The 19,767-nt window shown below is 63.1% G+C and carries 24 protein-coding genes and 1 tRNA gene; 10 read left to right on the top strand and 15 right to left on the bottom strand.

Annotated elements, in window-relative coordinates:
• Positions 1 to 11: 11 nt before the first annotated feature.
• Genes metG through XI09_RS05940 form a run of 4 tightly spaced genes read right to left on the bottom strand, consistent with a single transcriptional unit; the run spans position 12 to position 5,039 of the window.
• Positions 12 to 1,997 carry a methionine--tRNA ligase gene (gene metG / locus XI09_RS05955; RefSeq protein ID WP_271566039.1) on the bottom strand — a complete coding sequence of 662 codons (1,986 nt, stop codon included), beginning with the start codon at positions 1,995 to 1,997 and terminating at the stop codon, positions 12 to 14.
• A gap of 47 nt (positions 1,998 to 2,044) precedes the next feature.
• Positions 2,045 to 3,091: a DNA polymerase III subunit delta' gene (locus tag XI09_RS05950; RefSeq protein ID WP_271566038.1), complete on the bottom strand. Its 1,047-nt coding sequence runs from the start codon at positions 3,089 to 3,091 to the stop codon at positions 2,045 to 2,047.
• A complete protein-coding gene (gene tmk / locus XI09_RS05945) occupies positions 3,088 to 3,774 on the bottom strand; it encodes a dTMP kinase (RefSeq protein WP_271566037.1) in 687 nt (228 codons plus the stop codon). Before tmk ends, XI09_RS05950 begins: the two co-directional genes overlap by 4 nt.
• Before the next feature lie 2 nt (positions 3,775 to 3,776).
• Positions 3,777 to 5,039, bottom strand: a complete 1,263-nt coding sequence (locus XI09_RS05940) for a D-alanyl-D-alanine carboxypeptidase family protein (protein WP_271566036.1) — start codon at positions 5,037 to 5,039, stop codon at positions 3,777 to 3,779.
• Between the two features lie 152 nt (positions 5,040 to 5,191).
• On the opposite strand from XI09_RS05940, the gene XI09_RS05935 reads away from it, so the two are divergent.
• The gene (locus XI09_RS05935) at positions 5,192 to 6,148 is read left to right on the top strand and encodes an alpha/beta fold hydrolase (RefSeq protein WP_271566035.1); all 957 of its coding nucleotides are present in this window, start codon (positions 5,192 to 5,194) and stop codon (positions 6,146 to 6,148) included.
• On the opposite strand, the gene XI09_RS05930 is transcribed toward XI09_RS05935, so the two are convergent.
• Positions 6,145 to 6,339, bottom strand: a complete 195-nt coding sequence (locus XI09_RS05930; protein ID WP_271566075.1) for a GNAT family N-acetyltransferase — start codon at positions 6,337 to 6,339, stop codon at positions 6,145 to 6,147. The two genes, XI09_RS05935 and XI09_RS05930, sit on opposite strands and share 4 nt — an antisense overlap.
• On the opposite strand from XI09_RS05930, the gene XI09_RS05925 reads away from it, so the two are divergent.
• Positions 6,332 to 6,637: a hypothetical protein gene (locus XI09_RS05925; RefSeq protein ID WP_271566034.1), complete on the top strand. Its 306-nt coding sequence runs from the start codon at positions 6,332 to 6,334 to the stop codon at positions 6,635 to 6,637. The two genes, XI09_RS05930 and XI09_RS05925, sit on opposite strands and share 8 nt — an antisense overlap.
• Positions 6,638 to 6,679: 42 nt before the next feature.
• On the opposite strand, the gene XI09_RS05920 is transcribed toward XI09_RS05925, so the two are convergent.
• Positions 6,680 to 7,606 (bottom strand): septal ring lytic transglycosylase RlpA family protein, encoded by a 927-nt coding sequence (locus XI09_RS05920; RefSeq protein WP_271566033.1) that lies wholly within the window; start codon positions 7,604 to 7,606, stop codon positions 6,680 to 6,682.
• Between the two features lie 804 nt (positions 7,607 to 8,410).
• Here XI09_RS05920 and XI09_RS05915 point away from each other — a divergent pair.
• On the top strand, positions 8,411 to 8,539 hold the full coding sequence (locus XI09_RS05915; protein WP_256374848.1) for a hypothetical protein: 129 nt from the start codon (positions 8,411 to 8,413) through the stop codon (positions 8,537 to 8,539).
• Between the two features lie 32 nt (positions 8,540 to 8,571).
• Here the strand turns inward: XI09_RS05915 and XI09_RS05910 are convergent, their stop codons facing one another.
• On the bottom strand, positions 8,572 to 8,802 hold the full coding sequence (locus tag XI09_RS05910; RefSeq protein WP_271566074.1) for a hypothetical protein: 231 nt from the start codon (positions 8,800 to 8,802) through the stop codon (positions 8,572 to 8,574).
• Between the two features lie 215 nt (positions 8,803 to 9,017).
• Between XI09_RS05910 and XI09_RS05905 the strand changes: the two genes are divergently transcribed.
• Positions 9,018 to 9,596, top strand: a complete 579-nt coding sequence (locus XI09_RS05905) for a TIGR00645 family protein (RefSeq protein WP_271566032.1) — start codon at positions 9,018 to 9,020, stop codon at positions 9,594 to 9,596.
• Positions 9,597 to 9,734: 138 nt separating this feature from the next.
• On the opposite strand, the gene XI09_RS05900 is transcribed toward XI09_RS05905, so the two are convergent.
• Both XI09_RS05900 and XI09_RS05895 read right to left on the bottom strand, forming a co-directional pair.
• Positions 9,735 to 10,052 carry a DUF1476 domain-containing protein gene (locus XI09_RS05900; RefSeq protein WP_271566031.1) on the bottom strand — a complete coding sequence of 106 codons (318 nt, stop codon included), beginning with the start codon at positions 10,050 to 10,052 and terminating at the stop codon, positions 9,735 to 9,737.
• 439 nt (positions 10,053 to 10,491) lie between these two features.
• A complete protein-coding gene (locus XI09_RS05895) occupies positions 10,492 to 10,683 on the bottom strand; it encodes a hypothetical protein (protein WP_028174031.1) in 192 nt (63 codons plus the stop codon).
• 572 nt (positions 10,684 to 11,255) lie between these two features.
• Here XI09_RS05895 and XI09_RS05890 point away from each other — a divergent pair.
• The 3 genes from XI09_RS05890 (at position 11,256) to XI09_RS05880 (ending at position 12,369) form a co-directional block, all read left to right on the top strand.
• Positions 11,256 to 11,864 (top strand): hypothetical protein, encoded by a 609-nt coding sequence (locus XI09_RS05890; protein WP_271566030.1) that lies wholly within the window; start codon positions 11,256 to 11,258, stop codon positions 11,862 to 11,864.
• Between the two features lie 50 nt (positions 11,865 to 11,914).
• A complete protein-coding gene (locus XI09_RS05885) occupies positions 11,915 to 12,070 on the top strand; it encodes a hypothetical protein (protein ID WP_442869536.1) in 156 nt (51 codons plus the stop codon).
• An 86-nt stretch (positions 12,071 to 12,156) separates the two neighbouring features.
• Complete coding sequence (locus XI09_RS05880; protein ID WP_271566029.1) at positions 12,157 to 12,369, top strand: hypothetical protein; 213 nt, start codon at positions 12,157 to 12,159, stop codon at positions 12,367 to 12,369.
• A gap of 904 nt (positions 12,370 to 13,273) precedes the next feature.
• Here XI09_RS05880 and XI09_RS05875 read toward each other — a convergent pair.
• A tRNA-Ser gene (locus XI09_RS05875) sits at positions 13,274 to 13,363 on the bottom strand.
• Positions 13,364 to 14,020: 657 nt separating this feature from the next.
• On the opposite strand from XI09_RS05875, the gene XI09_RS05870 reads away from it, so the two are divergent.
• Genes XI09_RS05870 through XI09_RS05860 form a run of 3 tightly spaced genes read left to right on the top strand, consistent with a single transcriptional unit; the run spans position 14,021 to position 15,675 of the window.
• Complete coding sequence (locus tag XI09_RS05870; RefSeq protein ID WP_271566028.1) at positions 14,021 to 14,770, top strand: TIGR04255 family protein; 750 nt, start codon at positions 14,021 to 14,023, stop codon at positions 14,768 to 14,770.
• Positions 14,767 to 15,219, top strand: coding sequence for a hypothetical protein (locus tag XI09_RS05865; RefSeq protein ID WP_271566027.1), 453 nt, complete (start codon positions 14,767 to 14,769; stop codon positions 15,217 to 15,219). The genes XI09_RS05870 and XI09_RS05865 overlap by 4 nt, the downstream gene beginning before the upstream one ends.
• 6 nt (positions 15,220 to 15,225) lie before the next feature.
• Positions 15,226 to 15,675 carry a hypothetical protein gene (locus tag XI09_RS05860; protein WP_271566026.1) on the top strand — a complete coding sequence of 150 codons (450 nt, stop codon included), beginning with the start codon at positions 15,226 to 15,228 and terminating at the stop codon, positions 15,673 to 15,675.
• Between the two features lie 5 nt (positions 15,676 to 15,680).
• Here the strand turns inward: XI09_RS05860 and XI09_RS05855 are convergent, their stop codons facing one another.
• The 5 genes from XI09_RS05855 to tnpA all read right to left on the bottom strand — a co-directional run.
• Positions 15,681 to 16,940, bottom strand: a complete 1,260-nt coding sequence (locus XI09_RS05855) for a DNA-packaging protein (protein ID WP_271566025.1) — start codon at positions 16,938 to 16,940, stop codon at positions 15,681 to 15,683.
• Positions 16,937 to 17,332 carry a hypothetical protein gene (locus XI09_RS05850; RefSeq protein WP_271566024.1) on the bottom strand — a complete coding sequence of 132 codons (396 nt, stop codon included), beginning with the start codon at positions 17,330 to 17,332 and terminating at the stop codon, positions 16,937 to 16,939. The genes XI09_RS05855 and XI09_RS05850 overlap by 4 nt, the downstream gene beginning before the upstream one ends.
• 88 nt (positions 17,333 to 17,420) lie before the next feature.
• Positions 17,421 to 18,899 carry an IS66 family transposase gene (gene tnpC / locus XI09_RS05845; RefSeq protein ID WP_271566072.1) on the bottom strand — a complete coding sequence of 493 codons (1,479 nt, stop codon included), beginning with the start codon at positions 18,897 to 18,899 and terminating at the stop codon, positions 17,421 to 17,423.
• Between the two features lie 122 nt (positions 18,900 to 19,021).
• Positions 19,022 to 19,336 (bottom strand): IS66 family insertion sequence element accessory protein TnpB, encoded by a 315-nt coding sequence (gene tnpB / locus XI09_RS05840; RefSeq protein ID WP_271566023.1) that lies wholly within the window; start codon positions 19,334 to 19,336, stop codon positions 19,022 to 19,024.
• On the bottom strand, positions 19,333 to 19,767 hold a 435-nt coding region (gene tnpA / locus XI09_RS05835), incomplete at its 5' end, for an IS66-like element accessory protein TnpA (RefSeq protein WP_442869535.1). The genes tnpB and tnpA, both read right to left, overlap by 4 nt.

Here is a 19,767-nt window from a genome sequence, read left to right as displayed (position 1 = left end):
GTGCGAACGCCTTAGGCCGCCGGCTCGATGTAGCGCGGGAAGGCCGGCGCCGGCGCAGGCAGCGTCGAGCCGGGCGCGATGCGCTTGGCGCCGCCGAGCGTCGCAAAATTGCGCTCGCCTTCGGGGACCCCGAGGCTGCCGAGCAGCAATCCTGAAGCGGTCGGCATCGCCGGCTGGGCCAGGATCGCGATCTGGCGCACGACCTCGGCGGTGACATAGAGCACCGTCTTCTGCCTGGCAGGATCGGTCTTGGCGAGCGCCCACGGCGCCTCGCCCGCGAAATAGCGGTTGGCTTCCGCGACCACGGCCCATACGGCGTTGAGCCAGTGATGGATCTGCTGCGTCGCCATCGCCTCACGGCTTGCTGCGATCATGCCGTCGGCCATCGCCAGGATGGCCTTGTCGTTGTCGCTGAACTCACCCGGCTCCGGCAGCACGCCGCCGAGTTGCTTGGCGATCATCGACAGCGAGCGCTGCGCAAGGTTGCCGAGATCGTTGGCGAGATCGGCATTGATTCGCGCGACGATGGCCTCGTGGTTGTAGTTGCCGTCCTGGCCGAACGGCACCTCGCGCAGGAAGAAATAGCGCATCTGGTCGACACCATACTGGTCGGCAAGGTTGAAGGGATCGACGACATTGCCGACCGACTTCGACATCTTCTCACCCCTGTTGAACAGGAAGCCGTGGGCATAGACCCGCTTCTGCACGGGAATGCCGGCCGACATCAGGAAGGCCGGCCAGTACACCGCATGGAAGCGGATGATGTCCTTGCCGATGATGTGCACATCGGCCGGCCAATAGCGCCAGTTCTTGTCGCTTTCGTCGGGGAAGCCGACCCCGGTGATGTAGTTGGTGAGCGCGTCGACCCAGACATACATCACGTGCTCTTCGTCGCCGGGCACCTTGACGCCCCAGTCGAAGGTGGTGCGCGAGATCGAGAGATCGCGCAGTCCGCCCTTGACGAAGCTCACCACCTCGTTGCGGCGCGAGTCCGGGCCGATGAAATCGGGATTATCGGCGTACAGCTTGAGCAGCTTGTCCTGATAGGCGGACAGGCGGAAGAAGTAGCTCTTCTCCTCGACCCATTCGACCGGCGTGCCTTGCGGCCCGAGGCGCACGCCGTCGTCGTTCAGGCGCGTCTCATCCTCGGCATAGTAGGCTTCGTCGCGCACCGAGTACCAACCCGCATAGGTGTCGGCATAGATGTCGCCGTTCGCTTCCATGCGCCGCCAGATCTCCTGGGTGGAGCGGTGGTGCTGCTCTTCGGTGGTGCGGATGAAACGATCGAACGACACGTTGAGCCGCTCGTCCATCGCCTTGAAGCGGGCCGCGTTGCGGGCCGCCAGCGCGGACGGAGTCAGGCCCTCGTTCTGCGCGGTCTGAATCATCTTCAGGCCATGCTCGTCGGTGCCGGTCAGGAAGAACACGTCCTTGCCGTCGAGCCGAGCAAAGCGTGCCAGCGTATCGGTGGCGATCGCCTCATAGGCGTGGCCGATATGCGGGTTACCGTTGGGATAGGCGATCGCGGTCGTGATGTAGAAGACGTTGTCGCGCGCAGGCGCCGCGGCGGGCGCTGCGGCTTGCGGAGCTGCAACCGGCTTCGGCGCGCGTGGCGCCTTCGGCCTGGCGGCCTTTGGCGGAGCGACGACAGCAGCCGGCGCCGCGGGCGGCGCAATTGCCCTCGCCTTCCTGGCCACCTTCTTCGCAGGTGCCTTGTTCGTAGGTGCCTTGTTCGCAGGTGCCTTGGCCGTTTTCTTGGCGGCCTTTTTCTTTGAAGCCTTCTTCGCGACGACCTGCTTCTTCGCAGTCTTCTTGCCGGCCTTCCTTGCCGTCTTCGCAGCGCTCTTCTTCACGCCCTTCTTGGCGGCGGCCTTCTTGCTTTTCTTGACCTTCTTGGCAGCTTTGCGCGCGAGCGTCTTCACGGCCTTTTTGGTGGCCTTCTTCGCAGCCTTCTTGCCGCTCTTGCGCTTGACGGATTTTTTTGCTCGCGTTGCCACGACGAATTCCTTTACCGGCTTCTCAAAATTTGGAAACGAACCTGCGCTTAGCGCGTTGCGTCCGCCAGCCAGCCGAACACCGAGAAAACCAAGGGCTTTCGCTCCAGATTGTAGGTTTCGGTGTCGCGCGCGGCGCGGACGATCTTTTCCCATACCTCAGCTAGGCGCGCAAGGCGCGGCAGGTTCAGGTTGGCATTGGCCTCATCCGCGTGCAGCCGTTCCGCGATCCAGCGGTCGATGCCGTCGATGAAGGCCGCAAGCGCGACGCGGTCGCTGGTGCCGAGCGAATCGCCGAGCGTGTGCAATTCGCGCGGATCGACCTGTGGAAGTCGCGCCAAAAGCGCCGCCGTGCGCTGCTGAAGTTTCAGCGCATCGCCGCCGAGCAGCGTCAGCGCCCGCGCGACGCTGCCCTCCGAGGCCTCCGCCGCTTCGCGCAACGCCAGATCGGTTGGAGCGAGGCCGGCCGCTGCGGCAGCTGCACTGATCACCTCGTCCGTTCCGAGTGGCCGCAGGCGCAGCTTGCGACAGCGTGACTGAATTGTGGCGAGCACGCGCGCCGGCGCGTGGCTGACCAATAGGAACAGCGATTGCTGCGGCGGTTCCTCCAAAATCTTCAGAAGCGCGTTGGCCGCATTCGGATTGAGCTCGTCCACGGTGTCGACGATGCAGACGCGCCAGCCTTCGGCTGCTGCCGTCGAGCCGAAGAACGAGATCGTCTCGCGCGTCTCGTCCACGGTGATCACGGTGCGCATCACGCCGCGGTCGTTCGCCGTGCGCTCCAGTGTCAGCAGCCCGCCATGGGACTCTGCGGCGACCTGGCGCGCCACGGCGTCATCAGGGTCGACTGCCAGGCTTTCGGCGCGCTGCACGGTCGGCGCCAGCGGCTGGCCGTGCGCCAGCACGAAGCGCGCCATGCGGTAGGCCAGCGTCGCCTTGCCGATCCCCTGCGGCCCGCCGATCAGCCAGGCATGCGGAATGCGCCCGCTGCGATAGGCCGACAGCAGCGCCGTCTCGGCCTCGCGATGGCCAAACAGACGGCTCGTCTCGCGCGGATGCGGAATGGCGGTCTCGCGCTCGGCCTGACGCGGGCTCACGCCGACACCACCGAGGCTGGCGTCGGAAGGAGACGATCGCGCAGTGCGTTCCAGACGCGGCCTGCGACCGTATCCGGATCGGAATTGGCATCGATCAGCACGCAGCGCGCAGGCTCGTCCGCGGCGATCTTGCGATAGGCCTCGCGCAGGCCCTGGTGGAAGCTGAGCTGCTCGCCCTCGAACCTGTCAGGCGTGCCGCTGCCGCGGCGGGCGGCGGCGCGCTGGAGGCCGATCTCGACCGGCAGGTCGAGGATGATGGTGAGGTCCGGCTTGAGATCACCGATCGTGACGCGCTGCATCGCGTTGATCAGACCGGGCGAAACGCTGCCGAGGCTGCCCTGATAGGCGCGCGTCGAGTCGGCGAAGCGGTCGCACAGCACCCAAATGCCCTGCTTGAGCGTGGGCTCGATCACGGTGTGGACATGGTCATCGCGCGCGGCCGCGAACAGCAGCGTCTCGGCTTCGGGGCCGAGCAGCTTGCCCATCCCCGACAGCACCAGATGGCGCATGATCTCGGCGCCCGGCGAGCCGCCCGGCTCGCGCGTCACAAGGGTGCGCATCCTTGCTGCCTTGAGGCGGTCGGCGAGCTTCTTGATCTGGGTGGACTTGCCAGTCCCCTCGCCGCCTTCAAAGGTGATGAAGCGTCCGCGTCCGGACGGCCGCTGTACCGCGCTTTCACTCATGATCAGAGCTTCTCGGCGCCCGCGCGGAACATGCCGATCACGAGCTCGCTGGCGCCGTCGATCGCGCGGCGCATGGTCGAGCCGGTGCCGACTGCCTCGGCGGCATAGACCGGCGTCTCCACAGCGATGTTGCCGCTGCGCCAGACCTTGACCACACCGACCTTCTGGCCGGCTTCGACCGGAGCCCGCACCGGACCACTATACACGACGCGCGCGATCAGCTTGTCGCTGCCGTTCTTGTGCACCATCACCTTCACGGGCGTCTTGGCGACCAGCTTCACCGAACGGCTCTCGCCGCCGAACACCTTGGCGTAGCCGACCTGCTGGTCGGCCGCGATCAGCGTGCGGGTCTCGAAATTGCGAAAACCCCATTCCAGCATCTTCTTGGCTTCCGTGGCGCGATCCTCGGGGTCTTCGAGCCCGTTGACGACGACGATCAGCCGCGTGCCATTCTGCACGGCCGAGCCGACCATGCCATAACCGCCCTCCTTGGTGTAGCCGGTCTTCAGGCCGTCAGCGCCTTCCAACGAATTGAGCAGCGGATTGCGGTTGGGCTGTCGGATCTTGTTCCAAGTGTACTCCTTCTCGCCGAACAGTTTGTAGAACTCCGGAAAGTCGAGGATGATGTGGCGGGCGAGGATGCCGAGCTCGCGCACCGTCATCTTGTTGCCCGGGTCGGGCAGACCGTTGGAGTTGCCGAAGGTCGACTTGGTCATGCCGAGCTCGCTGGCACGCTTGGTCATGAAGTCGGCGGCAAAGATCTTCTCGTTGCCGGCGATGCCTTCGGCCAGCGCGATACAGGCGTCGTTGCCGCTCTGGATGATCGCGCCGTGCAGGAGATCGTCGACCGAGACCTTGCTGTTGATGGCGGCGAACATGGTCGAGCCGCCCGACGGCGCCCCGCCCCTGCGCCAGGCGTTCTCGCTGATCCGGTATTCGTCGGTCAGCTTCATGTCGCCCTTCTTGATGGCGTTGAAGACGACTTCCACCGTCATCAGCTTCATCATGCTGGAGGGGGCGCGCAGCTCGTCGGCGTTCTTCTCGAACAGCACGCTGCCGCTGGAGGCCTCGATCAGGATCGCGGTGGGGGCATCGCCGTCAAAGCCGGAATCTTCCGCCTTCTTGGCGCCCTGGACGCTCTGGTTGGCAGCGTAGAGCACTCCGCACCAACCGAGGCTCGCGAGCAGCAGCCCGGCGACAAGCGCGCGCACCAGCATGCCGGAGGTGAAGCGGCTGCGACGGAGCGAAATGAGACGAAATGCCATGGCCAAGCCCTGAGAGCGGCGTTCTAACAGTTGGAACCGGCGCGAACAACATGAGGCTGGTGCCGGAACCCGAGATTGCACGATTCTCGTCACGCCCCTATCGTGGCACCTTATATTTCTCGACCAAACCCCTGAAACAAGGCGGAAAAGCGATGTCTTCCACCCGCGTGATCAAGGCCAATGGGATCGATCTGTTCATCCGCGAGGCCGGCCAGGGACCGCTGGTGGTGCTGTGCCACGGCTGGCCGGAATTGTCCTATTCGTGGCGCCACCAGATCCCGGCGCTGGCGGCCGCCGGGTTTCACGTCGTCGCTCCCGACATGCGCGGCTACGGCCAGAGCGCGGCGCCGGCAGACGTGAGCGCCTATTCGATCTTCGACACGGTCGGTGACGTCGTCGGCCTCGTGCAGGCGCTTGGCGAGAGCAAGGCGATGGTGGTCGGCCACGATTGGGGGGCGCCGGTCGCCTGGCACGCGGCGCTGTTCCGCCCCGACATCTTCACGGCGGTGGCGGGCCTGAGCGTGCCGCCGCCATTCCGCGGCCGCGGCAAGCCGCTCGACCTGCTGCGTCAGGGCGGCGTGACCAACTTCTACTGGCAGTATTTCCAGCCGCCAGGCGTTGCCGAAGCCGAGCTCGAGCGCGATGTCGCCCGCACCATGCGCATCGTGCTCGGCGGACGCGGCCTTGCCGATCCCTCCGCGGCCATGTTCGTGCAGGAGGGCAAGGGATTTCTCGGCCACGCGATTTCCGATGAGCCGTTGCCGGACTGGCTGAGCGAGGCCGACCTCGCCTACTTCACCGAGACCTTCCGCAAATCCGGCTTCCGCGGCGGGCTGAACTGGTATCGCAACCTCGACCGCAACTGGGAGCTGACGGCGCCCTGGCAGGATGCGCAGATCCACCAGCCGTCCCTCTTCATTGCCGGCTCGAAAGACGCCGTCATCACCGGCCTGATCGGCGCCAAGCGCGTCAACGAACTCGAGCGCGTGCTGCCAAATCTCACACGAAAACTGATCATCGAAGGCGCTGGCCATTGGGTGCAGCAGGAACGACCCGACGAGGTCAACGCGGCGCTCCTGAAATTCCTGCGCGAAGCGTCGGCGCGCTAGCCGATATCCTTTCTCATCGTGATGTGCGCAGCGCCCGCCTGCCCCGTCTCGGCAAATCGGTGCCGCAGGTAAAACCGGCGCGCGGCCAGATTGCCCGTGAGCACCGTGAGCGTCAGCGCTCCGACACTCCGCCGGCGTGCGCTCGCCTCGATAGCGTCGAATATCTCCGAGCCGACGCCGCGATTGCGCACAGCCGGCAACAGGGTCTCCTATCCCATACCGTGGCTCGATAGCGTGCTGCTGGCCCCCTATGCCGGCGTCTATGCCGACTACTACTTCACCCGGGACGACGCGGCCGCGATCATCGCCGCGGGCGGCGTGCCGCTGGCTTCGACACCACTGCTCCAGGGTTGGTCGGCGCGCGTCACCGGCGGCATCGGTGCGCGGCTGGCGAGCGGCACCACGATCGGCTTCGGTGCCGAGCTCGGTGGCATCGGCGGCAACACGCAGATCTGGACGTTCACGGGACGCGCGCGCATCCCGTTCTGATGCGCCACGCGGCGCCGAGGCGCCACTGACCAGATTACCTGCTTAATAGAGGCCGCGGCCGCTCAGGATGCTGCGGGCCTCGGCGGCCCCGTCGGAGGCCGACGGAGCGGTCTCAGTGGCGTAGCGGCCGTCCTCGTCATAGGACACGGCGCGCGCGTTCTGGAGCGCCCGGCCCCGGCTGCGGCTCGAGGCCGACATTTCCGAGGTCGCATTGAGTGAAGCCATGTCGGCCGAGGTATTGCCGAGATTGTAGGGCCGCCCCTCCGGCATCGGAACCTCGCCGCGGATGGCGCCGCGGTTCGACGAGGGCAGCTCCGGCACGAACGGCCTCGCCGAGGCGACCCGGACCATCGAGGGCGACGGCGCCGGGATCCCGGTGCGCAGGGTCGCCATCAGCTGGCGGTCATCGGAGCCTTCAAGCGGCGCCCGGCCGACATATTCGACGCGGACCTTGGCGACGCCATTGCCTTTGAATTCAAGGAGTTCGGCGGCTTTGTTCGAGACGTCGATGAGCCGGTTGCCGTGATAGGGACCGCGGTCATTGACGCGGACGATAAGCGACTTGCCGTTCGAGATGTTGGTCACCCGCGCATAGGACGGCATCGGCAGGGTCGGATGCGCCGCCGTCAGCGAGGTCATGTCGAACACCTCGCCATTGGCGGTCAGGCGGCCATGGAAATCGTCGCCATACCAGGACGCCATGCCCTCGGCGCGGTAGTTGACGTCCTCCTCCGGCACGTAGGTCCGGCCGGCGACGATGTAGGGCTTGCCGACGCGGTAGGTGCCGCCGCCCTTGGGGACCGGATCACCCAAAGCCACCACCCGGGGGCTCGATGACACGCCGTATTTCGGATCGACGCGGCTCGCGAATTTGTTGGAGGACGCGCAATTGGCGAGCGCGAGGCAGGTCGCGGCCGCCGCAACACCACGCGCGGCCCGCAAAACCGAATCTGACCGTCGGATCCCCATTCGCCCCAAATACCATTCTGCCGGAGGCGTGCCCAACCCGCTTTGGCGACGGGGAGCGCTGTCCGGTCCTTTGCACCGAGGCGGCCCACCACCGCTTCGGACGTCGTGACGATATCGCAACCCGAACACGGCGGAAATGGGGAGCCTGCGGCGATCGCGCGGAGATGGTAAACGGCGCGTTCGCTTTCCCCCGTTGATCTACGGAACGCAGGCCCCTGCTCTGTGCCACTCCTGGACATTCTGTTGCGCCAAATCCTCACTCCACCCCCATTGTCGCGCCACTCACTGGAATTCTTTTGACTGTGCAAGGCCGCACGCGTTCTCTCGGACGCAAGGGCGGGATTTGGAATTTAACGATGATCGAGACGGTTTCGGCACTGATGGGTCTGGTAAGCGCGGGGATCTTCCTGGCCCATGCGTTTGAAGGTTACCGTACGAGGGGCTGAGGGCACTCGCACGGGCGGCAAGCATCACCTCTTTCAAGACGGCACGTTCGGACAATTTTAATCGATCCGACCGAGCATCGCAGACGAGAGCGGCAGGTGTCCCATGCGCAACCATGACCTCGTATCGGATGGCTTCCTGGCATTGACCGCGGGCGGTCTGGTGCTGTTGTGCTCGAGCCTGGTCGCGCTGGCCTTCGGCTGATCGCAGACACCCTTTCCTCGTTTTCCAACCACGACCGTACTGCGCCGCAACACAGGTGTTTGTCCGGAAACGCCCTGCTCCCGTTTAGTTGATTGAATTTCTGCGTTCGGCGCCTCGACTTATTTCAAGAGGCCATCACCAACGAAGGTGACGCACATGCTTGCCGAGAAATTCTTCCTGGTCCTGGAATCGCTGATCCGCGGCGACCGGACCTATCCGGACGGAAGTCCCCGGGTCATCAGCACCTCACCGCACGTCCCGGTGAAGCTGCCCGACCGGAAATAGACTGGATCGTTTCGCTTCCCGTCGCGCGCCACTCAGCGCAGGCCGAGCAGCGAGCGACGATAGAAGCTGCCGCGGGCCTCGCCGAGGCAGACGAAGCTGCCGTCAAAACCCTGGCCGTAACGCCTCTGGCCTCTCGCGTAGTAGACGCCCTTCCTGAAATCCAGCCAGACCACCTGATCGCGCGGACAATGGCGCTGCGCTTGCGCCTCGTAGCGAAACGGCGTCAGCGGCGTAGCCGACACCTCGCCGGCGCCAAGCATCATCGCCGCAACAAGCGCGATCCTCTCTGGCCCGTTGCCAAAGCCACTCCGCACGTCCGCCTCCCGCGATCCAGGCCGTCGCGCGACGGCCGCCCGGCATGGTAGCACGAAACGGCGTGATCCCTGGAAGGCTGCAAGCACACCTCGCCGTCTTCCGCCGGCCATCTTGTCGGGCTACATGAAAGCGAGATTCATCTCGATGCGAGGATGCTGCCTGAATGTCGGTTGAGCCTGCCCCCGCGACCGAAGCCCGCCCGCCATCGCCGCGCCTCGGCCTGCTGCCGACGATCATCTTCGGCTCGCGCTGGCTGCAACTGCCGCTCTATCTCGGACTGATCGTGGCGCAATGCGTCTACATCGTGCTGTTCCTCAAGGAGCTCTGGCATCTGTCCTGGCACGCCCTCGATCTCACCGAACAGCAGATCATGATGAGCGTGCTGGCGCTGATCGACGTCGTGATGATCTCCAATCTGCTGGTGATGGTCATCGTCGGCGGCTACGAGACGTTCGTGTCGCGGCTCGAGCTCCAGGGCCATCCCGACGAGCCGGAATGGCTCGGCCACGTCAATGCGAGCGTCCTGAAGATCAAGCTCGCCATGGCCATCATCGGCATCTCCTCGATCGCGCTGCTCCGCACCTTCATCGAGGCCAGCAATCTCGGCTCGAACCGCGCCGGCTACACCGAGACCGGTGTGATGTGGCAGGTGCTGATCCACATCACCTTCATCGTCTCGGCGCTCGGCATCGCCTACGTCGACAAGCTCAGCGACTCCGGAATGCGCAGACATGCTGAGTGAGGACCGCCCGCTCACCCTGCGCCCCCTGCCTGGCAGAGGGCAATTCTCTCACGGTTCTCCCACGGTCTCCGCGGTGTGCCCATCGAGATCGTTCACATGGAGCTGTGAGCACCTGACCGCGCGGCGCTCATTCGGCGCTCATTCTTTGGCTTCGAGTTGCTGAACCGCCTGATGCAGGCATTCCTGGAACTTCGCGGCGACCTGCTCGCGCGCCACACCCTTTGCGGCGAGATCGCCCGACACCTTGTCCAGGACCTCATCCATCGTCCGGCTCTCCAGATGGTCCGTCGCCAGCGCCGTCGCATAGCTCGTCGCGGCATCGCCGCTGAGCCCGAGCTGGCCCGCGGCCCAGAGCCCGAGCAGCCTGTTGGACCGGGCCGTGGCCCTGAACATGAGCTCCTCGTCGTGGACGAATTTGGCCTCAAAGCCCTGCTCGCGCTTGTCGAACGTGGTCATGGTCAGCTCCATTGCGTTTTCGCTGATGAGGATCGGACTGGCTGGGAGCGAACGTCTCCGTCATTCACGCCAGTTGAGGATCATTTGAATCTTCGGGCGGAAGGCAACCGCCGTCAAGCCTGCCGCTCGTGGCAGGCCCGGCGCCTTCGCGGCAGCCACCAGCTCCGCGGCAGCCACCAGCTCCGCGGCAGACTCAGCGCCGCAGCTCCGCGGCAGACTCAGCGCCGCACGGCCCGGAGACATCGAGAGCTGACGCGTGAACAGAGAGCTGCGGGAGTTTCGACGGATTGAACGGGTCCGCCTGAGCCCATTCGCCCGCCACGCAATGGCAGGCACCCGTCCAGGCGCTCAAGCTCGCCTCAAGCACGACGCAACGGCACCAGGTCAGGCCCCGTCGGAAGATCAATCCAGGAGATCTTGGTGCGACGACCGCGTTCGATCAGTCCTTTGCCGTCGCCGCTTCGCGTGCAAGCCGCTCGGCCCTCAGCCGTTCCTTGTTGGCGTAGAACTGCTTCTGCGCCTCCTCGTGGTCGCGCATGGCCTTTTCAGCCTCGATCCGGCGTGCCGCATCGCGCGCCTGGCGCTGTTCGGGGGTCAGGGGTTTGCGTCGGAAGGAAAGGTCTTCGGTCATGGCAAGACAACGCGAACGCGGGGCAAGGGTTCCACCCCCTCCGACCTGCCTGAAAGGCCGCCCAAAACAGAATCTCGAAAAACAACCCCATGCACAGTAGCTAAGTCCTGCTGGCGCAATGACTTTTAGAATCCACGAAAAGCCCTTTGACGCGTCGGGCAAAACAGTGGCATCCTGCCACCTTCGGAAAATCCGTTGACCACGAGCTTCGGCACCGGATCGTGGCACGCCGCAGCCGGATCGGTTGGCGTTCGACGCGTCGCGGCAGCCAGCGGAGCAGCCGCAACCGCCCCAGCGCGAAAATGCCTTTCGCGGACAGGCTTGCTGTCCACCGCTGAAAGCTCCGCAAGAATTCGCGCGGCGATCGACACCAGACGCTTGGCGCGCCGTCGCGCGAGTGGGCCGCCAAGCAAATCGCCGGCACGAAACGTCAACCGCTTTTCCTCTTTCGCAGGATGAGGAGGCGCGTCGAGGGTTCGCGACAGCTTCAGAACACGACGTCATTGAGACAGGTCAATACGAGCAAGTCCAAGCTCTGGGATCTTAACTTTGGCAAGCAGATGGAGACGGCCATGTCACAGCAGAGCAGCATGCATTTTTACCTCAGTTGGGCCAAGGAGCGGATCGACGAAATGGACGCTGCATTGGCCTCGTTCGAGGTCAAAGTCGGCCAGGCCAAGGCTGAGTCCAAGGTCAAGACTGATCAGTTCCTGTCCGATCTGACGAAGCGCCGTGACGAGTTTCAGGCCCTGCTCAAGACCCAGGCCGAGGCGGGCGAAACAGCTTGGGCAAGCGCCAAGACGGAGCTTGAAAAGCAATGGGCTGGATTCGAGGCCCAGGTGAAGACCTACTTCGAAGGCGCCGGCAAACAGCTCGAGCAGCAGCAGGCCACGTTCAAGGACGTTGCGGCCGCACAGACCGAGGCTTGGCGCGAAGCTGCGGACAAATTCCGCGAGGCCGCGGGCAAAGTGGCCGCAGCCCGCACCGTTGATGTCGATGCCGCACTCAAGCAAATGAAATCCGATGCTTCCGAAGCAGAAGCGCGTCTGCAGAAGCTGAAACAGGCTGGCAGCGAATCCTGGTCGGTCCTGAGCGCCGCTCTCGCCGAATCCCGGAAGGCGTTCGATCAGGCGAACAAGGCCGCGTGGGACGCGCTGAAAGGCGAAGGTCCAAAGAGCTGACATTTTCGCTTCCGAAGAAAGAGCATGACGCGTCCGAGTGGCGCGCAGCGATGGAAGCCTTGCTCCTCGTGGTCGAGCGCGGCGGCTCGACCACGTTCGCCCGTATCGGCGTCATGCGGGCGCTGAACCGACCCTACGTCCCGGAGCTCAGTCCCAAGAGCAAGGAACCGCATTGGGGACGAAGCAAGCTGAAGCGGGATCAATGATCGTCTTTCTCTGGTAGACGCCACACGATTTTCATTTTTTGTCGGAATCAAATTGAGCCGTTGCTTCAATTATAAGGACGTCATTCATGACCAAGGAAAATTGCCTGATCGTCCACGTTGCTGGAAGACAGTTGGATCTGCTGCGAGGAGAAGCCTCCCGCATTGCAAAGGACAATAAAATTGATTGGTGGATCGATCACGCCGATGTCGGCACGCGCTTCTGCTTTGAAGATGCGAAGGCGAAAGAAATCTTCGCTCTCACCTGCGACAACTTCGGCGTTCCGTGCCGCGACGGCTAACTAAGCCCAACGGGAAAAGCCGCCGGGTGGTTCCAGCCCCCACTGCGGCCATCCCGGACAAAGTAAAAATCGGTACTCAAAATTCGCCGGTGTTCTTTCTATAGAACACCCCGTTCCGAAAATGGATTCCGTACAACTACCGGAGCGCGATGTTCCGCGCATTGCTGCCCGAACGCGAACATGGCACGGCTTGCATTCCAGCCCCCAAGACTCCCGGCTGCCGGTTCAATTGCTGATCAGAGCGCCGGGAGTGCTAGGTCCAACCGCTGGGCCCCCAAACCCCTCTGGCGAATAGGAACGTTGGTTGTATTGCCAAGTCTTTCCGATGCCCTTCTCCAAGGGCACTCGCTAGCACCAGCTCACCTGACCCCACTGAGCTGGTTTTTTGTGCCTATACTTGGCGATGCAGCCCCCAAAAGGCGATCAGCAGGAGAGCTGCGGCCCCAATTCCCAGCAATAGGAGAATGGCTTCCAGCATGGCGAATCAAGCTCCGCCCCTCTGGAAGGATATACCTTGCCGGATTTTAGTCACGGAGGCCCGTCAGCGGGGCGCCGCTTCTGCTCGCCGCCCTGGGCGCTAACGCGCGCGAGGCGCTGTCACGGTTGAGACAGAGGCTGCGCTCAAGCAATTGAAATCCGATGCTTCCGAAGCAGAAGCGCGTCTGCAGAAGCTGAAACAGGCCGGCAGCGAATCCTGATCAGTCCTGAGTGCCGCACTCGCCGAATCCCGGAAGGCGTTCGATCAAGCGAACAAGGCCGCGTGGGACGCGCCGAAAGGCAAAGAGCTGAGATTTTCGCTTTGTCAAAGCGGCCAGCCCAAAAGTGACGGGCATAGGAGCGCGCGTGGCTCGGCTGCGAGCTGCGCTCAGTTCACGCGCCCTCCTCCCACGGGCGAGCAATATGCTGGCGGAAGGGGTGGGATTCGAACCCACGGTACCCTTGCGGGCACGCCGGTTTTCAAGACCGGTGCCTTAAACCACTCGGCCACCCTTCCATCTCTTCTGCAACAGGCACTTAGACGAGGCCTTCTCCGAACGCAACGCGAACCTGGACCCAATTTGGACCCGAGTGCAAAAATTCCCCAGCTCTTCACCTGGGCTAGCCCCCCACTTCTTGTCTCTAGGGAAAAGCTCCTCTCGCGGGCGATGATCCATCTCCCCGGAACCGTCACTGCACCCCATAGGGATGGTCACCTGCTGCCTCAGCGAGGCCGCGTGGATGCTCGAAGGGCGGCACCGCCATGGAGAGGCCCCTCCGCCGGCGATCGCGCCCGCGTAGGGTTCTACGAACTCTGAAGTAAAACACCAAGACCGAGGCCCAGGCAGCGGCAATGCTATGCACCCATATCCGCCAACTGCGAAACTGTGACTTTTAATCACGGGGTCCTGAGCCCCAGCGCGCTCACCAAGTAACACTCTGATATTACAGTTACTTTTAAGACGCGACTGGCGTCGGTTCTTACCATACGTACCCGGGGCCACTTTTGGGGCCACTACGAAACAGCTAGTGAAATTAGGAGCTGGATTGCGCGTTGCGGGAGCCGCCGATCAACGCTGTGTGGTAATTGAGCTTCCAGACCCTATATCCCTTAAGCGCTCGTAAATGCCTATTGTGCACCGTGTTCTTGGTCTGCGCGGCGATTGATTCTCAAATGACAGCTCCCAAGATTCGACGGCATTACAGCCGGGCTCCGATCGTTGAGGCCACGATCGATATCGGCATCGAGGCCGACAAACCGGTCGCCGTCGATCAGATTCTGATGCTTTCGGAAGAATTGAAGTCGGACTTTCCGACGCGATTGCCCCTTCATCAACTCCAGATGGGATTTGAAGTCGGTTCGAACGGGGGCCCGCCCACGTTTTCGAACCGACAGGAAAATCTCGGCTTTCGCTTAGATCGACCTGATCGGGTCTTACAGCTTCGATCCAATGGGCTCTCCTATAGTCATTTGGCCCCGTATTCGAAATGGTCCACGTTCAGCACGGAAGCCGAACGGTATTGGGAGCTTTACAAGGGGGCAATCAATCCTACTCGGGCAGTCCGACTTGGTGTTCGGATAATCAACCGGGTCCCACTACCTTCTGGTGACTTTCGGCTTGATAGCTGCTTAAACTTGTACCCAACGATTCCCGACTCGTTGCCACCTGACGTCCAGTCTTTAGCTATGCAGCTTCAAATTCCCATGAAGCACATCGATGAATCATCGGTTGTGATTTTGCAGCTGTACGGCGCCCCGCCTGCAAACGGTGGCTCCCATGCGATAATGCTCGACATCGATTTTATCATTCAGAAGCCTACCCGGATTGACGATGTATTTTCCACGCTGAATAGGCTGGGTGACGCCAAGAACGATGTTTTCGAGGCATGTATCACCGATACAGTCAGAGAGTTGATTTCATGAATGCCGTTTCCCCGCGTTTGACTCCTGATGCGGCCGCGCCAGGTTTTGCCAATAGCAGCCCGACCTTCTCAAACGTGGGGCAAGTTCAACTGCTTCGGGCATTACCGCTGGCCGATATTGATCAAGGCTTGACGAAGATTGCGACATTGATGCGAGGGCCGACGAGGATCCCGACTCAAGCAGCCGCTGAACTTGCCGCTGAATGGCTCTACGCCTCCTGTGAGCGAGCAACTAAGCTCGGCGGATGGCGTCGCCCGCATATCTCATCCACTGAGGCAGGTGAAGTTGTATTCGAGTGGTGGCGCGGGACGCGCAATCTCACACTCTATTTTTCGGAAGATGGCGCCGAGTACATTCAGGTGTGGGGGCCCGATATGGAAAACGAAATGATATCTGGTCCACTTAACAACTGGTCTTTCTCGAACGTGTGGTTGTGGTTGCAGTCGTAGCGCCTCATGGATCCTACTGTTGTCGATGATGCAGAGGATTTGTACCGCTCCATCCGAGCGAATACCGACGAATATTTCTATCAGGATGGAAAGCTGGTGTTCTCGTCCAGCGCCTTTGACGACAGGTTTATGAAGCCGTCCGTAGACAGATCGTCGTTGCGACATAACCCTGCGGATGCTCGCATCAACATAACTGACGGCGTCGCGAAGGTGCTAGCAGATGACGTACGTCGCTCTTGCAAAATACCGATCATCAGAAATGGCGTTCCCGTCGGGGAATACGCCGTGGACGCAGTTCATAGGCCCATCGAGAATGATCAAGATGTCCCCGACAATCTGGCGCACTGCCAGATCGAGTGCAATCCAATCATTGAGAGCGGTTCTCGATTTAAAAAGCTAAAGGCTGCCTTAGCCAATTTAGCAACCAAGCACAGCTTCATCGTTCCACCAAGTTGAGCGCACTAAATCCGCAGCTCCGTGACCTTCACCCAATGCACCGGCCCGCTGAGTTCGGTTAGCGCCCACACCAGCGCGTCGACGCGATCCGGCGAATAGCCGGTGCGAACGCGATCGAAATCCGACGTGAACGCGCACATCTGATCTTCCAGCACCGCAAACCCGCCAACGTGGTGAACCTTTCGCTGCTCGTATAGCGCGGCGATCGGCTCGGCGCGCACCACCTTGCCACGGCTGGCATGCACAGCTTTGAACCTGACGCGTGGATCGAGCGCGCGAATTGTCGCCTCGACCATCGCACCGCCGTTGTTCACTTCGGCTAGAATCCGGTCGGCCTTGTGGCGACGGTAAGCGTCGATTGCCTTCGCGGCCCATTCGTGCGGCGCGTAACGGCCCGAGCAATCCTCTAAAACGTAGATCGTGCCATCGCGCGCGATGCCGGCAACGATGATGCCGGTTTCGTCGGATCCTTCGTTGTTCGAAACAGCCGGATCGATTGCCACGACAATGCGGCGCAGCTCGGGGGCCGCCGACACGCGATCGCGGTCCAGCCAGTCCAGTTGCCAGAGCGCGCCCGGGTTGTCGCTGAGCAGCTCGGCGTTCAGCTCTTGCCGGCCAAGGCGCGTGCCTTCGTAGCGTTGGCGGACAGCCGCCAGGAAGGTCGGTGCAAGGTTGGCTTCGTTCTCGAAGGTCGACCCGCGCGTCACCACGACGTCTTTACCTTCCCGCGCCAACAACTCCTTGAGCAGCTTGATCGGCCTCGGGGTAGTGGTCACCAACCAGCGCGGGCGCCTGCCCAGGCGCAGACCGAATTGGAGCATGTCCCAGGTGCCCTGCACATCGGTCCACGCAGCCAACTCGTCAGCCCACGCGGCGTCGTGCTCGGGGCCACGGAGGCGATCCGCTTCCTCACTCGAAAAGGTGGTCGCGATCGCTCCGTTCGGCCAAGTAAGCCGGCGCTTGCTCGACTCGTATTGCGGCCTGTTCCACGGCGGCGCGGTGTTGAGCAGTCCCGAGACGCCCTCGACGAGCGTATCGCGAGCGTCCGCGGCAGTAGCGGCGACCAGGGCGATGCGGCCGGCCCGGCGCGCCTCGACCAGCTCGTGCACCCACCCTGCCCCCGCCCGCGTCTTTCCGAAGCCACGCCCGGCGAGGATCATCCACCCGTTCCAGTCACCGGGCGGCGGCAACTGGCTCGCCCGGGCTTTGGCACGCCACCCGCCGTCTTCCAATGCGTCGGCGAGCGCGCCCGCTATGCTGGTCATGCGGACGGCTCCGGCAGCGGTACGGGACAGGGCGGCGGCAGCGCTACAGCATCGATCACCAAGGGCGCCCGACCTCCGTCAGCAGCCTCAGCGTCGAGTTCGTGCAGGGCCGCGACCACGGCCGCGCGCGCCGCTCCGTGGGGTGCCAGGGCTCGCAGGATGGCTGCCTGCACCTTGGCGAACTGCGGGCTGTTCACGATGGCAACGTTGTTCTGAATGTTGATCGTGCCTTGCGCGATCGTGGCAATCTCGCCTGTTACCTTGCCGATCTTTTCCAGCACGCCGACCAACTGAGCGGCCACGATCGCCGCGCCGCGGGCGTCGCCCGCCTCGGTGGTCGCCGCAAGCTGCGACATGAGCATCGTGCGCACCGCCCGGAAGTGGTCGAGCACGCTGCCCTGGAATTGGCGCGAGCGAAATAAGCAAGTCAACCAAGCAGCCTGAGTGACCGCTACGCGGTCCTCACCGGATGCTTACTTTTCAGGCCACGGCTTTGAGGTCGTGACGGCAATAGGCCCACGGCAGCAGCTGATCGATGTCGCTGTTTGGATGGCCGTTGACGATCCTGGTGAGGGCGTGGGTCAGGTAGGCAAGCGGATCGAGGTCATTCAGCTTACAGGTTTCGATCAGAGAGGCGATGATGGCCCAGTGCTCGGCACCACCGTCGGATCCTGCGAACAGCGCATTTTTCCGGTTGAGCGTGATCGGACGGATCGAACGTTCGACAACGTTGTTGTCGAGCTCGATGCGGCCATCATCGATAAAGTGCGTCAGACCTTCCCAACGTGAGAGCGCATAGCGGATGGCGTCGGCCAACTTGCCCTTTTGGCTGATCAACGCGAGCTTTGCGCGGAGCCACCGCTCGAAGGCTTCCGCCAGCGGTCGGCTTTTCTGTTGCCGAACGAGACGGCGCTCCTCGGCGCTACGGCCACGGATGTCCTTCTCGAGGGCATAAAACTCGGCGATATGCTTGAGCGCCTCGCCCGCAATGGGCGCGGGACCAGGGGCGGCGAGTTCGTAGAAGTTACGCCGCATGTGCGACCAGCAGAATGCAAGCTGAACGTCGCCACGCTCGGCCAGCTTGCCATAGCCAGCATAGCCGTCGACCTGCAGGATCCCCTTGAAGCCTGCCAGATGGGCGATTGGTCGGTCGGCTTTGCGATCGGGGGCATAGACATAGGCGACGCCCGGCGGATCGGCGCCGCCCCATGGCCGGTCGTCTGCCGCATAGGCCCAGAGCTGACCGGTCTTGGTACGCCCTCGGCCGGGATCGAGCACCGGCATCGTCGTCTCGTCGGCGAACAGCTTTGGCCGTCGCCTGAGCTTGCCGAGGAGGCGCTCATGCAGCGGACGCAGGTGGAAGGCTGCCTGTCCCACCCAGTCCGCCAACGTCGAACGATCGAGCTCAATGCCTTGGCGGGCGTAAATCTGCGCCTGCCGATAGAGCGGCAGGTGATCGGCATATTTGGACACCAGGACCTGGGCGACGGTGGCCTCGGTCGGCAATCCGCCCTCGATCAGCCTAGCCGGGGCCGGCGCCTGCATGACGCCGTCCTCGCAAGCCCGGCAGGCGTATTTGGGACGCCGGGTCACGATGATCCGGAACTGCACCGGGACCAGGTCCAGCCGCTCGCTTCTATCCTCGCCGATCCGGTGTAACTCGCCCTGGCAGCAGGGACAGGTCTTGTTCTCGATGTCGACGACGACCTCGATCCGCGGCAGGTGCGCCGGCAAGGCGCCACGGTTGCCGCGGCGCCTACGGGCCCGCGCCTCACGGCCTTCAGGTGCGCTCACGTCCTGTGCCGTCTCGCTGTACGCGGCGACCTGCTCGACGTCTTCCAGGCCCAGCAGCATTTGATCTTCGGGCAGCGTCTCTGCCCGCCGGCCAAACCGATGCCGCTGCAATTCCTTGATGATCTGACGCAGCCGTTCGCTCTCGCACCGCTCGGCAAGCAGCATCGCTTTCAGCGTCTCGGGATCGTCAGGCAGGGCGTCGCTCACACCCAATTCAGAGCATATTCGCCGCCATCTGGCGACGCGTCCGACGCTCCTGATTCACTTCGCCGCAGTGCCGCCGACAGCTATCCGGCTTGCGTTGGCGTCGACGTCTCCCGCGCCTCATGCACAAGCCGCAGACGCATGACGCCGTCCTCGATCTTCGGCCAGCGGAAGATTCCATCCTCGAGCCTCTTGGCGAGGAGACACAAACCCGTTCCGTCCCAGAACACCAGCTTGATCCGATCCGCTCGCTTGGCTCTGAACACATAGACAGCTCCCGAGAATGGGTCAGCCCCCATGCTCTCGCGCACCAGGGTCGCAAGCCCCTCCATTCCCTTGCGGAAGTCTACCGGTTTGGTCGCCACCATCACCCGGACCGCACCCGACGGACCGATCACCGGCGCGCCTTCAGCGCCTGGACGATCGACGCAATCATCGTTGGGTCCGCACCACGACCGGCCCGAATCGTGATGCCGTCAACTTCGATCTCGACAATCCCGGAATCCGCCTTTGCCTTGCAGCGCACCGCTTTGCGCTCACAGCCAAGAGCGGGCGCAGGCACCACGGCATCCACCACCGCCGGCACAAACTGTACTTCTTCTATTTCGGAATGACCGCCTGCTGCTTCTCGCAACTGACGTCGCCAGCCGAACAACTGCTGCGGCGACAATCCATGCCGTCGCGCTACCGAACAGACCGAGTCGCCGCTCGCAACGATCTCCGCAACGATCCGCGCCTTGTCCTCGTCGCTCCACTTCCGCCGACGGCCGGCTCCGGTGAAGACCTCAAGCCGCCGCACCGGCTCCGTGATAGCACTATGCACTGTGTC

The sequence above is a fragment of the Bradyrhizobium sp. CCBAU 11386 genome, from assembly GCF_028128955.1.
In the GTDB taxonomy this organism is placed as follows: Bacteria; Pseudomonadota; Alphaproteobacteria; order Rhizobiales; family Xanthobacteraceae; genus Bradyrhizobium.
Note: the sequence above shows the minus strand (reverse complement) of the source record. Positions and strands in the feature narration are given on the sequence as shown.

Coding starts and splice junctions, on each gene's coding strand:
- tmk (WP_271566037.1), bottom strand. CDS start 3,774: ATGAGTGAAAGCGCGGTACAGCGGCCGTCCGGACGCGGACGCTTCATC.
- XI09_RS05940 (WP_271566036.1), bottom strand. CDS start 5,039: ATGGCATTTCGTCTCATTTCGCTCCGTCGCAGCCGCTTCACCTCCGGC.
- XI09_RS05935 (WP_271566035.1), top strand. CDS start 5,192: ATGTCTTCCACCCGCGTGATCAAGGCCAATGGGATCGATCTGTTCATC.
- XI09_RS05920 (WP_271566033.1), bottom strand. CDS start 7,606: ATGGGGATCCGACGGTCAGATTCGGTTTTGCGGGCCGCGCGTGGTGTT.
- XI09_RS05915 (WP_256374848.1), top strand. CDS start 8,411: ATGCTTGCCGAGAAATTCTTCCTGGTCCTGGAATCGCTGATCCGCGGC.
- XI09_RS05910 (WP_271566074.1), bottom strand. CDS start 8,802: ATGATGCTTGGCGCCGGCGAGGTGTCGGCTACGCCGCTGACGCCGTTT.
- XI09_RS05905 (WP_271566032.1), top strand. CDS start 9,018: ATGTCGGTTGAGCCTGCCCCCGCGACCGAAGCCCGCCCGCCATCGCCG.
- XI09_RS05900 (WP_271566031.1), bottom strand. CDS start 10,052: ATGACCACGTTCGACAAGCGCGAGCAGGGCTTTGAGGCCAAATTCGTC.
- XI09_RS05895 (WP_028174031.1), bottom strand. CDS start 10,683: ATGACCGAAGACCTTTCCTTCCGACGCAAACCCCTGACCCCCGAACAG.
- XI09_RS05890 (WP_271566030.1), top strand. CDS start 11,256: ATGTCACAGCAGAGCAGCATGCATTTTTACCTCAGTTGGGCCAAGGAG.
- XI09_RS05885 (WP_442869536.1), top strand. CDS start 11,915: ATGGAAGCCTTGCTCCTCGTGGTCGAGCGCGGCGGCTCGACCACGTTC.
- XI09_RS05880 (WP_271566029.1), top strand. CDS start 12,157: ATGACCAAGGAAAATTGCCTGATCGTCCACGTTGCTGGAAGACAGTTG.
- XI09_RS05870 (WP_271566028.1), top strand. CDS start 14,021: ATGACAGCTCCCAAGATTCGACGGCATTACAGCCGGGCTCCGATCGTT.
- XI09_RS05865 (WP_271566027.1), top strand. CDS start 14,767: ATGAATGCCGTTTCCCCGCGTTTGACTCCTGATGCGGCCGCGCCAGGT.
- XI09_RS05860 (WP_271566026.1), top strand. CDS start 15,226: ATGGATCCTACTGTTGTCGATGATGCAGAGGATTTGTACCGCTCCATC.
- XI09_RS05855 (WP_271566025.1), bottom strand. CDS start 16,940: ATGACCAGCATAGCGGGCGCGCTCGCCGACGCATTGGAAGACGGCGGG.
- tnpC (WP_271566072.1), bottom strand. CDS start 18,899: ATGCTGCTTGCCGAGCGGTGCGAGAGCGAACGGCTGCGTCAGATCATC.